Origin of the sequence: Bacillus sp. ILBB4, from assembly GCF_035064545.1 — a bacterium.
In the GTDB taxonomy this organism is placed as follows: Bacteria; Bacillota; Bacilli; order Bacillales; family Bacillaceae_H; genus Priestia.
This window is the reverse complement of sequence record NZ_JAIQVD010000002.1, coordinates 271,435-286,582: the sequence shown is the minus strand read 5'-3', so window position 1 is coordinate 286,582 and position 15,148 is coordinate 271,435. Positions and strand designations below refer to the sequence as shown.

The following is a 15,148-nucleotide window of genomic DNA, read 5'->3' as shown; positions in this document are numbered from 1 at the left end:
AGAGAGAGCTGTGCAAAGCGTAAACAAAACAGAATCTCTTATGTTCATTTTTATTTGCAGTTTATTTGTCCTGTTTATTGAAATTATGTTTTTTCACAGCGGCTTGATCTTTTCTGTATTAATTGCCGGTGCGTTCATGTATATTGGGCGAAAAAAAATGAGAAGAAAACTAGGGCGCATTTTATTTTGGATTGGCGTTATTGGGCTTGTATTGAATATATTTAATACGGTTGCCTTTAAGTTTTTAGTTATTGCTCTTTTTCTGTATTTTTTACTTAGATTTATTCAATCAAGAAAGCATCCCGTTGAATTCAGACCGACTGACGAATTTACCCAGCAGCCAAACCAAAGTTTGGTGCAGGTCCGGCCGGTTTTGACGAATAAACTTCTTGGTAGTCAAAGAACCGAAGACTCCGTATACGAATGGGATGATATTAATATTCAAAGCGTATGGGGAGACATTGTGGTTGATTTAAGCAATACCGTTCTGCCAAAAGGCGATGCGGTTATTTTTATTCGTCAAGCGTTTGGAAATATTAAAGTGCTCATTCCTTACGAAACGGAAGTATCTGTGAATCATTCTAAACTAGCAGGAAACGTAACGGTTTTTGGACATCAGCGCGGCTTTTCGTTCAATGAAAATTTGTCTATCAAAACAGAGGAATTTGATCAATCTGCTCATAGGGTGAAGATTGTTACAACTGTTGTGATTGGAGATTTAGAGGTGCAAAGGATATGAGTATTCTTCAACGGCAGTTATTATGGGGGATTTTCTTAAGTTTTTTTGTATTTGTATCCGTGCTCCTTACCGTGTTTTTTGCATATCCTGTTTTTCAACTTAGCGACTTATGGAAAACAAGCGTATTTGGCATGCCTTTTGTGCTGTTTTCCTTCAGTTTAAGCCTTACGATTGGAAGCGTGATTGGAGGAATCATGGGGTTTATGTGGAGACAGCAGTGGACATATGTTGAAAACCGATTATATGAAATAGAAAATGGCCACCGGCATATGTCGGCAAATGAACCGCTTATTCAAGAAACGTCTCGAATTATAAGCCGTTTAAATAAAGTAGATCATAAAATGATTCTTCAAGCACAGCAATCTCAAAAGATGGCAACGGAAAAAGTGGAAAATCAGCAAAAGCAAGTGCAAGAAATTGTTTCTCAGGAACGAAATCGGCTTGCTAGAGAACTGCATGACTCCGTTAGTCAGCAGCTATTTGCCGCTTCGATGCTTATGTCTGCTATTACGGAATCCAATCTTACGCTACAAGACTCTGAAGCTAAGCAATTAAAGATGGTTGAAAAAATGATTAATCAATCACAGCTTGAAATGAGGGCTTTGCTTCTTCATCTTCGTCCTGCAGCATTAAAAGGAAAATCGCTACAGGCTGGAATGAAAGAACTGATGAATGAGCTTGCTCAAAAAGTACCGCTTGAATTAAATTGGAAAATAGAAGGATTTGAACTTGATAAAGGCATTGAAGACCACTTGTTTAGAATTTTGCAAGAATCCGTATCAAATACGCTGCGTCATGCCAATGCAACAGCTTTAGATGTGCTGCTGATTAAACGTGACTTTTCCATTATTTTACGTATTGTTGATAACGGAGTTGGTTTTGATGTAGAAAAGGAAAAAGTCGGATCGTACGGCCTGCAAAATATGTACGAACGCGCAGTTGAAATTGGAGGCCTATTAAAAATTATTAGCTTGCCCGACAAAGGAACAAAGCTAGAAGTGAAAGTACCGTTAGTAGAAAGAGAGGAGAAGCAAAATGATTAATGTACTGTTAGTAGATGATCATGAAATGGTTCGTATTGGCGTAGGAGCGTATTTGTCGGCTCAAGCAGATATTCATGTGATAGCTGAAGCAGCAAATGGCCAACAGGCCGTTGAATTAGGGCTTCAGCTGCGCCCGGATATTATTTTAATGGATTTAGTCATGGAAGAAATGGACGGGATTGAAGCAACGAAACAACTGATTAAGCAGTGGCCAGAAGCGAAAGTGATCATTGTCACTAGCTTTCTAGATGATGAAAAAGTATATCCCGCTCTAGAGGCAGGGGCAACAAGCTATTTATTAAAAACGTCTAAAGCAGGAGAAATTGCAGCTGCTATTCGCCGTACATATGAGGGGCAATCTGTATTAGAGCCCGAAGTAACCGGTAAAATGATGTCTAAAATGAGAAAACCGTCTTTACCTCATGAAGAACTGACAGCTCGTGAAATGGAAATTTTATTGCTAATGACGCAAGGCAAAACAAATCAAGAGATTGCAGACGAATTATTTATTGCGCTAAAGACTGTAAAAACACATGTGAGCAATTTATTAAGTAAGCTGGATGTACAGGACCGGACTCAAGCAGTCATCTATGCCTTTAAACACAAATTAGTGCAGTGAGAATCGTTATTCAAAAGAGAATAACGATTTTTTTTGTGAAAAACCTATTTTTTTGCATGTATTCATTATAAAATAGCGATATGCGTAAAGGCGAACGCTTACGTAAAAGCACTATTTTGAGGGGTTGAGCACATGGAAAAGAAATGGTGGAAAGAAGCTGTTGCGTATCAAATCTACCCGCGAAGCTTTATGGATTCAAACGGCGACGGAATTGGTGACATTCAAGGGGTTATTTCAAAATTAGACTACTTATCTGATCTTGGAATTGATGTCATTTGGATTTGCCCGATTTATCAGTCTCCTAACGACGATAATGGCTACGATATCAGTGATTATAAAGATATTATGAAAGATTTCGGAACAATGGAAGACTTTGATGAGCTGCTAGATGAAGTTCACCATCGCGGAATGAAGCTGATTATGGATTTAGTTATTAATCATACTTCAGATGAACACCCTTGGTTTTTAGAATCCAGGTCTTCTAAAGAGAATCCATATCGTGATTATTATATTTGGCACGAAGGTAAAGATGGAAAAGAGCCAAACAACTGGGAATCTATTTTTAGCGGATCAGCTTGGGAGTTCGACGAAAAGACAAAAGAATATTACATGCACGTATTTTCTAAAAAACAGCCTGATTTAAACTGGGAAAACGAAAAAGTACGTCATGAGCTTTATGAAATGGTTAACTGGTGGTTAGATAAAGGAATTGACGGCTTTCGTGTAGATGCTATTTCGCATATTAAGAAAGTGGCCGGCTTCCCAGATCTACCGAACCCTGAAAAGCTAGATTATGTGCCATCGTTTGAAGGGCATATGAATCGACCGGGAATTCAAGAACATTTAAAAGAGCTAAAAGAAAATACGTTTGCCAAATATGATATTATGACGGTTGGAGAGGCAAATGGTGTAACATCGGACAGCGCAGATGAGTGGGTAGCTGAAGATGGGGGAAACTTCAATATGATTTTTCAGTTCGAGCATATGGGACTGTGGGATAAAGGAGAAGAAAAACCGCTTGATTTAATCGAGTTAAAAACGATTTTAACTAATTGGCAAAATGGTTTAGAAAAAATTAACGGCTGGAATGCTTTATATTTAGAAAATCATGACCAAATTCGTTCTGTAAATAAATTCGGCAGCTTAGCTTACCGAGTGGAAAGTGCAAAGTGCTTAGCTGCACTATACTTTTTAATGAAAGGAACACCGTTTATTTATCAAGGACAAGAACTTGGAATGACCAATGTTAAGTTTGATTCTATTGACGATTATGATGATGTTGGTATGATTAACTACTACCGTATTCAGCGTGAAAAAGGCGATACACATGACGAGATTATGAAAGTGATTTGGGAAACAGGCCGCGATAATTCAAGAACGCCAATGCAGTGGAATACAGAAAGAAATGCAGGATTTTCTACTGGTATCCCTTGGATGAAGGTGAATCCAAATTACGTAGATATTAACGTAGAAGAGCAGAAAAGTGATAAAAATTCGGTACTGAATTTTTACAAACAGCTCATTAAAATTAGAAAACAGCATGATGTGCTGGTGTATGGAACTTATAAGCTATTGGCAGAAGAAGATTCCGCTATTTACGCGTATACGCGAACATTAGAAGGTAAAACCGCTGTTGTTATTTGTAATGTGTCACCGAAAAATCAAACGTTCGAGTTTCCTTCAGAGAGCTCATTTGTAAACAGAGAAGTGCTGATTCATAATTATCCGTTGGATAAAAACGAAACGCTTGAAAAATGTACGCTGCATCCATATGAAACACGTGTATACTTACTTTCATAAACAAATTGAGCAACCGATTGCGCAATTTTAAAGTGGAAAGCTTTTAAAAACACATTTATATGCGACATAGGTGAAGAAACTGCTGGCTCTATCAAGAGCGAGCAGTTTTTGCATTTTAATAAAAAGACGGAGAAAGCTTTGACTACGGCGCATGTATATGGTACTTTTACACTTAGTGTAGATAATTAGAAACAAAATGAGGTTGAAAAATGGCGAAATATAAAATTATTGCAACAGCAGCAATGGGAATTGAAGCACTGGTCGCTAAAGAAGTGCGTGCTTTAGGATATGACTGTGAAGTAGATAATGGCAAGGTTATCTTTGAAGGAGACGAGCTCGCAATTGCTCGCTGCAATTTATGGCTTCGTACAGCAGATCGAATTAAAGTGCAGGTTGGACAGTTCAAAGCTCGTACGTTTGATGAGCTTTTTGAACAAACAAAAGCATTAAATTGGGGAGATTATTTGCCCGTAGATGCACAGTTTCCTGTATCGGGAAAATCAGTTAAATCTAAATTGTTCAGCGTATCAGATTGTCAAAGCATTGTGAAAAAAGCAATTGTTGACAGCATGAAAAAACATTATAACAAAACAACAGGCTGGCTCGAAGAAACAGGGTCAACGTTTAAAATTGAAGTAGCGCTATTAAAAGATGTTGCTACATTAACAATTGACGCAAGCGGTGCAGGACTTCATAAGCGCGGTTACCGCGTCGGACAAGGAGAAGCTCCTTTAAAAGAAACGCTGGCAGCGGCTCTAATTATGCTAACGCCGTGGAATGCGAATCGTCCGTTTGTCGATGTTTTTTGCGGCTCTGGTACAATTGCTATCGAAGCAGCGCTTATCGGTCAAAATATTGCACCAGGATTTAACCGTGACTTCTTATCAGAAGAATGGCCATGGATGTCAGCAAGCATTTGGGACAAAGCGCGCGAAGAAGCAGAAGACTTAGCGAACTACGACCAAGTGCTAGATATTGCTGGTCATGATATTGATCATCGTATGGTAAAAGTAGCGGAGCAAAATGCATTTGAAGCTGGACTTGGAGATTTAATTCAATTTAAGCAAATGCAAGTGCGCGATTTTACGACGCCGAAAGAATATGGAATCATTATTGGTAACCCTCCGTACGGCGAACGTTTAAGCGATCGTCCTTCTGTTGAAAAAATGTACGCTGAAATGGGCGAAGCGTTTTCTAAGCTTGATACGTGGTCGATTTATATGCTGACATCTCATGAACAATTTGAACAATACTACGGTAAAAAAGCAACGAAAAAACGCAAATTGTTTAACGGGTTTATTAAGACAGACTACTATCAATACTGGGGACCTCGTCCTCCACGCAACGATCAATAAATACAAAAGCCAAGCGGTGTAAAAACCAGCTTGGCTTTTGTACGTTATTTTTTTTTCAAACCTCGATAAGCTAGCATTCCAAACATGCCTATACCGAGCACGACAATTAATAAAATAAACCAAAATGTAGCATTAAGCAGGTATTTATATAGTCCGTCATAATAATCATGCATATACTCACCCCATTATGTTTTTTATAGTATGGGCGAGTAGCAGGGCAATATATGTATTCATTTCTTTTCAATAGCAGGCTTAAAACGAGAAATGATTAGCTTATTTCTAACATATTTACGAAAGGGAAATCTCATACTAAAACCTAAGAGGTGATAAAATGAGAAAAAACCGATCAGCACGGATTTTTGGGGGGATGATGCTTCTTTCATGGTTAACCATCCCTTTTATAGGACGACAGCATATTAAGCGCTATTTATCATCTACTATGTTTATTTCCTTTTTAATTATGGTTGAAAGCTATATTGCTGAAAAAAAGAAGTGGTGGATATTCCCTAATCCTCCTCATCCATATCTAACAGGTGAAGCTGCTTTACTTTTAGGTCCATTTTTAGCAGGTTCTTTATGGATTAAAAAGTTCACATACGGCCATTTTGGAAGGTATATGTTATTAAATGCAATCGTAGATACATTTTTTGTTTATCCTTTTCAACGAGCTATGAGCCGTGCAAAGCTTTTTAGCGTAGGCACATTTAAAGAGTACCATTTGCTAGGTATCTTTCTGTTGAAAGCTGCTTTAATGTACGTTTACCAACATCTAGTAGTAGAGAAACCGAAACCTCAGCGTGCTTTAAAAAATAATCCTATAGAATAAAGGGGCAGGCAGGGAAGCTTGATTTTCTTGCCTGCTATTTTAATGCCCCAGATGTCATTCCTGAAATGAAATGCTTTTGCAAAAACACGTACGCAATCAATAGTGGGATAGAAGAAAGAACGACTGCTGAAAACAGCATAGGATAATTAGTCAGAAATTCCCCTTGAAAGTCCAATAGTGCAATAGGCAGCGTTTTTACTTCTTTAGATTTTAACAATAGCAAAGGGAATAACAGATCATTCCACACAATCACAAACGAAAAAATTCCCACTGTAGCCATTGATGGTATTGAGAGTCGAAGAGCGATTTTTGAATATATTTTCCACTCTGACGCTCCGTCCATGCGAGCAGCTTCGAATAGTTCCCTTGGCAAAGTTTTCATAAACCCCGTGATAATAAACACACCGATGGGAAGCAAAAAGCTTATGGAGACGATAATGACGCCTGTTAGCGTATTGACGAGCCCAAGCTTATTCATCAGCAAAAAGACAGGAATCATATTGACTTGAGTAGGGACAATCATTCCGCAAACAAAAAAGCCGTATACAATCCATCCAAGCTTTTGAGGTAGCTGAATAATAGCATAAGCAATCATGCTTGAAAACCATAGAATAAAAAACGTGCTAAAGACGGTAACAATCACGCTGTTTTTAATATAGCCAAAGATGGGTTCATTGACGAGCAGCTGTTTATAATTTTCAATATTCCAGCCTGCTGGTAATCCGATTGGGTTGCTGTAAAGTTCAGGCGTTGTTTTAAAGGTTGTTAATAAAACCAAGCTTAAGGGCAACAGAATGATTAAACCGTATATCCCTAAAATCAGTTGTCTGAATGGGTTTTGTTTCATAAAAGAATCTCCTTTTACATTTTGGTCAAGCGAAGTACGCGAAATTGAAGAAACGTTAAAAGAGCAATCACAATCATAAATACAACTGAAATGGCAGAGGCATAGCCGAAACGAAAATTAATAAAAGCTTCGTGATAAAGAAGCGTCGAAAGAATTTCAGTTGAATTGGAGGGACCTCCATTTGTCATTGCAATGATTAAATCAAATGCTTTAAAACTTTGTATGGTCGTATAAGCTACAACTATTGTCGTAGCTGGAGCTAAAAGAGGCCACGTAATGCGCTTGAATTTTTGCCATCTTGTTGCTCCATCAATACTAGCAGCTTCATATAACTCACTGGGAATAGCATGAATTCCAGCTACAAAAATAATAAGCATTTGACCAGTATGTGCCCAAAATTGTACAAAAGCCAAGCTGTAAATTGCGATATGCCCATTTCCAATCCAAGACTGGGTCCAATGCTCAAGGCCTATTTTACTTAAAAATAGGTTAACTCCTCCAATGTTGGGGTCATACATAAAGTTCCACGTGAAAGCAATCGACACAGACGAAATAATCGTCGGTACAAAAAAGAGTGAGCGATAAAATGTATTCCATGCAGAATTTTTATAAAGTAAGAGTGCAAAGCCTAAGCTCAATAACGTTTGAAAGATCAGCACGTCAATTGTGAACTTTAAGTTGTTTGTAAGAGACTGTGTAAAAATAGCATCGTTTGTTAAAATTTCTTTGAAGTTTTGAAACCCTACAAATGAGAACTGAGAAGATAATCCATTCCAATCAGTTGTGCTTAAAAATAAAGCAAAAAGCGTTGGCAATGCAAAGAAAACAGTATATATGACAAAACCGGGAAGTAAAAACAACCATAGATGTCTGCTTTTAGAGATACTTTTAAATGAAAAGAGAGGAAAAGAGAACGAAGGGGTTCTCTTTTCTTCTTCTTGAATAGACGTATTAGTTTTTAGCGACACGTTCTACCTCTCCTTGTGCTTTTTCAGCAGCTTTTTTCGCTGACATACCGGATAGTACGTCCTGTACAGATGTTTCAACAGCTTTTGATACGCGCTCATTTAAAATTGTAAATCGAGGTTGGAAGACCGTTTTTTTGTCTTTCCATTTTGCGCTTTCTTTGAGTTCAGGTGAATCATATTTCACGCCTTTGACCGTTAATAACTGGCCAGTAGCATTCGCATACTCAGAAGAAATCTTTGGATCTGCAAGGAAAGTTAAAAATTTCTTAGCAGCTTCTTTGTGTTTTGATTTTTCAGCAACACCTAATAAGAATGTCGTGGTATGAACACCTTCGTATTTTGCTTTATCTTGATCCACTGTAATCGGTGCAAGCAAACCTTGATCAATCTTCGGATTTTGCTGTTTGACTGTAGCCATCATATAAGAACCTTGAGCAAGCATTGCGCCTTTTTCCTGAGCAAAAAGTGCTGCAGCACTTTCTTTTTTCGTACCAAGAGCATCTTTTTGGAAGTAACCTTTGTCATTTAATTCTTTAATTTGAGATAGGGTTTTGATAAACCATTCATCAGTTAGCTTGCGCTTGCCCGTTTCTACTTCGTGAAGGGCGTTGTTTGTAGGTTCGTTATTCATAATCATTGGATTAATAAATTGAGAAGGACTTACGTCTACTGAAAATAAAATCGGCGTGTATCCATTTTTCTTTAATGTTTCAGATGTTTTTAAAAAGCTATTCCAATCTTTAGGAATATCTAAATTTAGTTTTTCAAAAATGCCTTTGTTATAGACAGGGATGTTATAGACTAGCTGATAAGGAAGAGCATATTGCGTATTATCCGATTTACCCGCTTGGATTAGCTTTTCGTCAAATTTGCTGAGTAAGTTTTGGTCGTCCAGCTTTGCAAAACCATTTGCTTTGCGAATCGTTTCAAATTGACTTCCTGGAAAACTAGCAAATACATCGATACCTTCTCCAGATAGTAGAGATCCTTGAATTTGTGATTGATATGAATCAGAAGGAAAGACGGTCATTTCTACATGAATATTTGGATTTTTCTTTTCAAATTGCTCAATGATAGAATCAAAAGCTTTCGAATCTTCTCCTCGCCAATGCGTAAAGTTAATGGTTACTTTTTTAGAAGAGTCGCTGCTGTCGCCGCTTGTTGAACTGTTTTTGCCGCAGCCCGCGATGATCACGGTGAGCATTGCTAACAGAATTAATAATTTTTTCATTTTAGTTCCCTCACTTATAGAATTCTTTTTAGATAGTTATTGGTCAATTTTGATACGGTTGGTAGATGCTTGGTCAAAGAAATGAGCATGATTCATTTGAAAATGAAATGGAAAGTACTGATGAACTTGAATATGTTCATCCCCAGGGATTTTAGCCACAAAGAGCTGGTCTCCTAAACTACTGTATAGTATGTACTCGGCTCCTAATAACTCAGACACATCTACCAGTAATGAAATATGAGGAGCATCAGAAGAGGCGCGCGTAACATGCTCAGGTCGAATTCCTACAGTAATAAACTGATTGTTGTAGCCTTTTTCATGTAACAAATGCATTTGATTTTCTGTCAGTTGAAACTCATGTTCACTGATGTGCAGTTTGCTGTTCACTACTTTTCCTGTGAAAAAGTTCATTCCCGGTGATCCTATAAAACTGGCTACAAACGTATTCTCTGGAGCATTATACACTTGCATAGGTGAACCTATTTGCTGAATTTTTCCGTCTTTCATAACTACGATTCTGCTTGCCATCGTCATCGCTTCTGTTTGATCGTGGGTTACATAAATAATGGTCGTCTGCAGCCTCTGATGAAGCTTACTGATTTCAGCACGCATTTGTACGCGAAGCTTCGCATCAAGATTAGATAAAGGCTCATCCATTAAAAAAATTTGGGCATTCCGTACAATGGCTCTTCCTAAAGCCACCCGCTGACGCTGCCCTCCTGATAACGCTTTTGGCTTGCGTTTTAAATAGGGTTCTAGGTCCAAAATACGAGCCGCTTCACGAACGCGCTCATCAATTTCTTGTTTTGGGACTTTGCGGAGCTGCAAGCCAAATGCCATGTTGTCGTAAACTGTTAAATGAGGGTAAAGCGCGTAGTTTTGAAACACCATTGCAATATCTCGGTCCTTAGAAGGCAAATCGTTTGCACGATCTCCATTAATAAGCAATTCTCCTTCTGTTATCGATTCAAGGCCGGCGATCATTCGAAGGGTAGTGGATTTGCCGCACCCTGAAGGTCCTACAAATACAATAAATTCTTTGTCTTGAATATGAAGATTGAAATTATCAACTGCAAGACTATCTTTTCCGTATTTTTTATACACATGCTGTAACTGCAGTTCTGCCATTTTTTCTCCTTTCAGCAGGCTTTTTAAAAAATAAAAGCCTCTAATTGCACAGACGGATTGTACGTGTATCTGGCAATTAGAGGCTATCGGTTGACCGGTAAGCCTGTATTATGTAGTTTTGAGTGTATTGAATATGTAAGTAATTTTAAAATATATTATTCCTATAAGTCAAGTGAGAATTAAAATATTTTAATAAATTAGATTATTTTTTTAAATGAAAGAATCCATTTATTAAGCCAGAGATGCTGGTTTTGAGAATAAAATAAACAGCTGGTGTATAGAATGATAGTATTCACTTTTATAGTAAGCATTACAGAGAGAGGATGTTTATAAATGGATAGAAACACGCAGTTCACTATGATTCGTCAAGCGTTGGAAAACAGCTATCATTTAATGCAGCAGGGAATAGAAGTGAGCGGAGAGACGCTTACTCAGCTGGAACAAGCAAAAGCCGAGTATGAAGCGGCCTTTTTATTGTCTCAGTCCACAGACTCAAAATTCCGCTGTAATTAATTTTTTAATAGCACTTATTCCGTTTGCGTTCTATACACTCAGCTTTTATATAAAAAGGTTCTGTCCTTACAGGCAGAACTTTTTTATGTTCAGCTCTTTTTATTGACATTTTAGATAAAGTAGTCAATAATTAAGTTTTGCTTACATGAGAAATTTACTAGATAAAAAGAAGTGAAGCTAATTTTTATTGATAGATATTTACATAAATAAAGGAGTCAGTATCGATGATGAGAGAGCGGTTGCCTTTTACAATTGAGCGGGATGAAAACTTTTTTGACAAATTAAATGAATGGATAGGTGATGTTTTTTATGATCATCTTCCAGACGCAGGGTTAGAACTTCGGGATGAACAAATTTTTATGGCTTTTCAAATCGAACGAGCTTTTAAAGAAAAAAATGTAATATTTGCAGAAGCAGGTGTAGGAACAGGGAAAACCATTGTGTATTTGCTGTACGCTATTTGTTATGCAAGGTATATTGGCAAGCCAGCTATTATTGCCTGTGCGGATGAAACATTAATTGAACAGTTAGTAAAAGCCGAAGGAGACATTGCAAAGCTCTCTGGTATTTTAGATATTAACATGGATGTTCGCCTAGCAAAATCTCAAGATCAGTATCTGTGTTTAAAGAAATTAGATGCTGTGACAGCACGAACAGATAATGAAAACATTGAAGAAATTTACGATACGCTTCCTGATTTTGTTCATGATCATAGCGGTATGCAGTCGTTCTATCACTACGGAGACCGTAAAGAATATCCTCATTTAACGGATGAGGAATGGAATCAAATTAACTGGGATACGTTTCAAGACTGCTCTTCCTGTGAGCAGCGTCATAGATGCGGCTTAACGCTTTCACGTGAGCACTATAGAAAAGCACATGACTTAATTATTTGCTCTCACGATTTTTACATGGAGCACATTTGGACATATGAAGCCCGCAAGCGTGAAGGACAGCTTCCCCTTCTTCCTGAAAGCAGCTGTGTTGTATTTGATGAAGGTCACCTGCTGGAATTTGCTGCACAAAAGGCTTTAACATATCGCATTCAAGAAGATACGTTAGAAAACTTGTTAACGCGTCTATTAGAAAATGACGTGCGAGAAGAATTTGCTGTGAAGATCGAGCACGCTATCGATGTATATGCAATGTTCTTTGACCGTTTAAGTGAAGCAAGCACAGAAATCGTTGGTTCTAGCCGTAAAGAAGTAGCCCGCACAAACGGATTACAAAGTGTAGGAAAAGAACTTTTATCGCTGCTTGAGCATATCGGAAACGAGCTTGTGTTTGAGAGTGAGACCTATACAGTAGACGAATATACGCTGCGAATTGTAGATGAGTACCTAGATCAAATTGATTATTCGCTGCGCTTATTTATGGACAACGAAAATGCCATCTACTGGGTAGAAGAAAATAACTGGCAGCTGACGTTGGTTATTATGCCGCAAGCAGTAAAAGACGTCTTAAAAGAACGAGTATTTGCGAAGAAAATACCATATATTTTCACTTCTGCGACTCTTTCAGATAACCAATCGTTCGATTATTTAGCATATAGCTTAGGAATTGCAAAGCCGCTTTCTTTTTCTGTTGAATCGCCATTTGATTATGATGAGCAAATGAAAATTGCGGTAAAAAATGTTTCGGATGATCAAGAAGAAGCGTTTGCTGAAAAATTCGCCTTTGCTGTTGCTCAGCTCGAAAAAACGAACGGACGAGCACTTTTATTGTTTAATAGCAAAGAAGAACTAGAGATGTTCAAAGAAGTTTCCAAAGAGTTAAATCAGTACACATTTTTATTTGAAGGCGATCAAGAAATCAGTAAATTAGTATCTCAGTTCCAAAGGGAAGAAGAAACGATTTTATGCGCTGTTCATTTGTGGGAAGGATTGGATATTCCTGGACCTTCGCTATCTAATGTAATTATTTGGTCTCTGCCCTATCCGCCAAATGATCCGGTCTTTGAAGCAAAGCGCAATCAAGTAGTCGATCCATTTTGGGATGCAGATATGCCGTATATGCTTCTTCGCTTAAAGCAAGGAGTTGGAAGACTGATTCGCTCTCATAACGATAAGGGTCTAATCACGATCTTTATGCCAAAAAGCACAGATTCAAAAGTGCGTTCAATCATTGAACAAAATGTCCCAACAAAAATAGAAAACGTATAAAAAAGCGCGGTTGTAGCCGCGCTTTTTTATATGCATAATAGATTGAATATTCAGTTATATACACACCGTTACTATTATGATAAAATAATTTATGGTGAAATAAGGAAAGTAAGGAGGAAAAACAATGAGAGAAGACATACAGAAAATTGAGAAACAGTTTTATGAATACATGAATAAAATCAAAAGTTATCACGAGGCAATCGGAGTGATGTACTGGGATTTGAGGACGGGTGCTCCAAAAAAAGGGGCGGATCAGCGTTCTGAAGTTATTGGCATGATGTCATCAGAAGCGTTCAATCTTTCTGTTTCTGATGAAATGGCAGGTTTTATTGAGAAATTAACGACCCCTGAGTCACAGCCTTACATAAACGATATTACGAAAAAAGCAGTGGAAGAATGTAAAAAAGAATATGACTTAAATAAAAAGATTCCTCCGCATGAATATAAAGAATACGTTACATTAACTTCAAAAGCTGAGTCGGTTTGGGAAGACGCAAAAGAAAAAGCAGATTTTGCTTTATTTCAACCGTACCTCGAAAAAATTGTAGCTTTCAATCAGAAGTTTGTGGAGTATTGGGGGTATGAAGGAAACAAATATAACCGTTTATTAGACCTTTTTGAACCGGGGATGACGGTTGAAATCTTAGACGAGGTATTTGGAAAGCTACGGGAGCATATTGTGCCTCTTGTTCAGCGAATCGCCGGGTCGAATACAAAGCCAAATACGGAATTTTTATTCCGTACTTTCCCAAAAGAAGCGCAAAAGCAATTTAGTCTAGACGTGTTAAAAACGCTTGGCTACGATTTTGAAGCGGGGCGACTTGATGAAACAGTCCATCCTTTTGCTACTGGCTTAAACCCGGGAGATGTGCGCATCACGACTAAGTATGCTGAAAACGATTTCCGAACGGCTATTTTTGGAACGATTCACGAATGCGGCCATGCTTTATATGAGCAGAATATTTCAAAGGATCTTGTCGGTACGGTTCTATGTGAAGGTACTTCAATGGGAATTCATGAATCACAGTCGCTGTTTTTTGAGCAGTTTGTCGGGAAAAATAAAGCATTTTGGCAGCATCATTACGACGTACTAAAAAAGCATGCGCCGGGACAATTTGACGATGTAGATTTAGAAGATTTTTACCGAGGAGTAAATGAGGCGAAACCGTCGCTTATTCGTATTGAAGCAGATGAGTTAACGTATCCTCTTCATATTATGATTCGCTATGAGATTGAAAAAGGATTAATAAACGGAGAATATAAAGTTGCAGATTTACCGGAAATTTGGAATGAGAAATACGAAGAATATTTAGGAGTTCGTCCAAGTCACGATGGAGAAGGCGTGCTTCAGGATGTACACTGGGCCGGAGGAAGCTTTGGGTACTTCCCTTCCTACGCTCTTGGCTATATGTACGCAGCGCAGTTTAAGCATACCATGTTAAAAGACTTGCCCAATTATGATGAACTCCTCGAAAAAGGAGAAATTTCGCCGATCACAAATTGGCTAACAGAACATATTCATCAATACGGAAAAATGAAAAAGCCTCTTGAAATTTTAAACGATGTAACGGGAGAAGGCTTAAATGTAGATTATTTAATTCAGTATCTAGAAAAGAAATATGGAGAAATTTATCACGTATAAAAGGCGCTATAAACGAATATTATGTTTTGTATCACAAGTAAATGTTCGAAAATATCGTTTTTAGATATTTTCAAATAAAAGATTTGCTGATATAATACAATTAACTCAATAACGCACTCATATAATGACGAGAATAAGGCTCGTAAGTATCTACCAAACTACCGTAAATAGTTTGACTATGGGTGAGCGATGAAGTTTGTTTTTCACTTTTGTGCGTAAAAGCTCAAAGACATTGCTCTACTCATATACGAGTGCAGCTATGTTTTTGAGCTTTT

The 15,148-nt window shown here is 37.8% G+C and carries 14 protein-coding genes and 1 riboswitch; of the genes, 9 read left to right on the top strand and 5 right to left on the bottom strand.

Annotation, left to right across the window (positions count from 1 at the left end):
• Positions 1–10: 10 nt before the first annotated feature.
• From liaF to LAV82_RS07655, 5 genes are all read left to right on the top strand, one after another.
• A complete protein-coding gene (gene liaF / locus LAV82_RS07675; RefSeq protein WP_013056143.1) occupies positions 11–739 on the top strand; it encodes a cell wall-active antibiotics response protein LiaF in 729 nt (242 codons plus the stop codon).
• Positions 736–1,782: a sensor histidine kinase gene (locus LAV82_RS07670; RefSeq protein WP_013056144.1), complete on the top strand. Its 1,047-nt coding sequence runs from the start codon at positions 736–738 to the stop codon at positions 1,780–1,782. Before liaF ends, LAV82_RS07670 begins: the two co-directional genes overlap by 4 nt.
• Positions 1,775–2,401, top strand: a complete 627-nt coding sequence (locus LAV82_RS07665; protein ID WP_029325141.1) for a response regulator — start codon at positions 1,775–1,777, stop codon at positions 2,399–2,401. Before LAV82_RS07670 ends, LAV82_RS07665 begins: the two co-directional genes overlap by 8 nt.
• Positions 2,402–2,533: 132 nt before the next feature.
• Positions 2,534–4,201 (top strand): glycoside hydrolase family 13 protein, encoded by a 1,668-nt coding sequence (locus LAV82_RS07660; RefSeq protein WP_499715838.1) that lies wholly within the window; start codon positions 2,534–2,536, stop codon positions 4,199–4,201.
• Between the two features lie 209 nt (positions 4,202–4,410).
• The gene (locus LAV82_RS07655; protein WP_013056147.1) at positions 4,411–5,556 is read left to right on the top strand and encodes a THUMP domain-containing class I SAM-dependent RNA methyltransferase; all 1,146 of its coding nucleotides are present in this window, start codon (positions 4,411–4,413) and stop codon (positions 5,554–5,556) included.
• A 44-nt stretch (positions 5,557–5,600) separates the two neighbouring features.
• Here the strand turns inward: LAV82_RS07655 and LAV82_RS07650 are convergent, their stop codons facing one another.
• Positions 5,601–5,729: a hypothetical protein gene (locus LAV82_RS07650; RefSeq protein WP_013056148.1), complete on the bottom strand. Its 129-nt coding sequence runs from the start codon at positions 5,727–5,729 to the stop codon at positions 5,601–5,603.
• A 158-nt stretch (positions 5,730–5,887) separates the two neighbouring features.
• On the opposite strand from LAV82_RS07650, the gene LAV82_RS07645 reads away from it, so the two are divergent.
• The gene (locus LAV82_RS07645; protein ID WP_029325143.1) at positions 5,888–6,382 is read left to right on the top strand and encodes a hypothetical protein; all 495 of its coding nucleotides are present in this window, start codon (positions 5,888–5,890) and stop codon (positions 6,380–6,382) included.
• A gap of 34 nt (positions 6,383–6,416) precedes the next feature.
• Here the strand turns inward: LAV82_RS07645 and LAV82_RS07640 are convergent, their stop codons facing one another.
• From LAV82_RS07640 to LAV82_RS07625, 4 genes are read right to left on the bottom strand one after another with little or no spacing between them, the layout of a single operon-like run.
• Positions 6,417–7,229, bottom strand: coding sequence for a carbohydrate ABC transporter permease (locus LAV82_RS07640; protein WP_013056150.1), 813 nt, complete (start codon positions 7,227–7,229; stop codon positions 6,417–6,419).
• Between the two features lie 14 nt (positions 7,230–7,243).
• A complete protein-coding gene (locus LAV82_RS07635; protein ID WP_499715837.1) occupies positions 7,244–8,197 on the bottom strand; it encodes a carbohydrate ABC transporter permease in 954 nt (317 codons plus the stop codon).
• Positions 8,181–9,428: an ABC transporter substrate-binding protein gene (locus LAV82_RS07630; protein ID WP_499715836.1), complete on the bottom strand. Its 1,248-nt coding sequence runs from the start codon at positions 9,426–9,428 to the stop codon at positions 8,181–8,183. The genes LAV82_RS07635 and LAV82_RS07630 overlap by 17 nt, the downstream gene beginning before the upstream one ends.
• Positions 9,429–9,464: 36 nt before the next feature.
• Positions 9,465–10,556, bottom strand: a complete 1,092-nt coding sequence (locus LAV82_RS07625; protein WP_211078128.1) for an ABC transporter ATP-binding protein — start codon at positions 10,554–10,556, stop codon at positions 9,465–9,467.
• Between the two features lie 333 nt (positions 10,557–10,889).
• Here LAV82_RS07625 and LAV82_RS07620 point away from each other — a divergent pair, with 333 nt between their 5' ends.
• From LAV82_RS07620 to LAV82_RS07610, 3 genes are all read left to right on the top strand, one after another.
• Positions 10,890–11,069, top strand: a complete 180-nt coding sequence (locus LAV82_RS07620; protein ID WP_013056154.1) for a hypothetical protein — start codon at positions 10,890–10,892, stop codon at positions 11,067–11,069.
• A 224-nt stretch (positions 11,070–11,293) separates the two neighbouring features.
• Positions 11,294–13,231, top strand: coding sequence for an ATP-dependent DNA helicase (locus LAV82_RS07615; RefSeq protein WP_013056155.1), 1,938 nt, complete (start codon positions 11,294–11,296; stop codon positions 13,229–13,231).
• A 124-nt stretch (positions 13,232–13,355) separates the two neighbouring features.
• A complete protein-coding gene (locus LAV82_RS07610) occupies positions 13,356–14,873 on the top strand; it encodes a carboxypeptidase M32 (protein ID WP_211078126.1) in 1,518 nt (505 codons plus the stop codon).
• A gap of 97 nt (positions 14,874–14,970) precedes the next feature.
• A riboswitch (purine riboswitch) is annotated at positions 14,971–15,072 on the top strand.
• Positions 15,073–15,148: the final 76 nt, after the last annotated feature.

Excerpts from the sequence above, each read along its gene's own strand:
- LAV82_RS07655 (WP_013056147.1), top strand. The coding sequence starts at position 4,411 with ATGGCGAAATATAAAATTATTGCAACAGCAGCAATGGGAATTGAAGCA.
- LAV82_RS07620 (WP_013056154.1), top strand. The coding sequence starts at position 10,890 with ATGGATAGAAACACGCAGTTCACTATGATTCGTCAAGCGTTGGAAAAC.
- LAV82_RS07615 (WP_013056155.1), top strand. The coding sequence starts at position 11,294 with ATGATGAGAGAGCGGTTGCCTTTTACAATTGAGCGGGATGAAAACTTT.
- LAV82_RS07660 (WP_499715838.1), top strand. The coding sequence starts at position 2,534 with ATGGAAAAGAAATGGTGGAAAGAAGCTGTTGCGTATCAAATCTACCCG.
- LAV82_RS07625 (WP_211078128.1), bottom strand. The coding sequence starts at position 10,556 with ATGGCAGAACTGCAGTTACAGCATGTGTATAAAAAATACGGAAAAGAT.
- LAV82_RS07650 (WP_013056148.1), bottom strand. The coding sequence starts at position 5,729 with ATGCATGATTATTATGACGGACTATATAAATACCTGCTTAATGCTACA.
- LAV82_RS07610 (WP_211078126.1), top strand. The coding sequence starts at position 13,356 with ATGAGAGAAGACATACAGAAAATTGAGAAACAGTTTTATGAATACATG.
- LAV82_RS07665 (WP_029325141.1), top strand. The coding sequence starts at position 1,775 with ATGATTAATGTACTGTTAGTAGATGATCATGAAATGGTTCGTATTGGC.
- LAV82_RS07645 (WP_029325143.1), top strand. The coding sequence starts at position 5,888 with ATGAGAAAAAACCGATCAGCACGGATTTTTGGGGGGATGATGCTTCTT.
- LAV82_RS07630 (WP_499715836.1), bottom strand. The coding sequence starts at position 9,428 with ATGAAAAAATTATTAATTCTGTTAGCAATGCTCACCGTGATCATCGCG.
- LAV82_RS07640 (WP_013056150.1), bottom strand. The coding sequence starts at position 7,229 with ATGAAACAAAACCCATTCAGACAACTGATTTTAGGGATATACGGTTTA.
- LAV82_RS07670 (WP_013056144.1), top strand. The coding sequence starts at position 736 with ATGAGTATTCTTCAACGGCAGTTATTATGGGGGATTTTCTTAAGTTTT.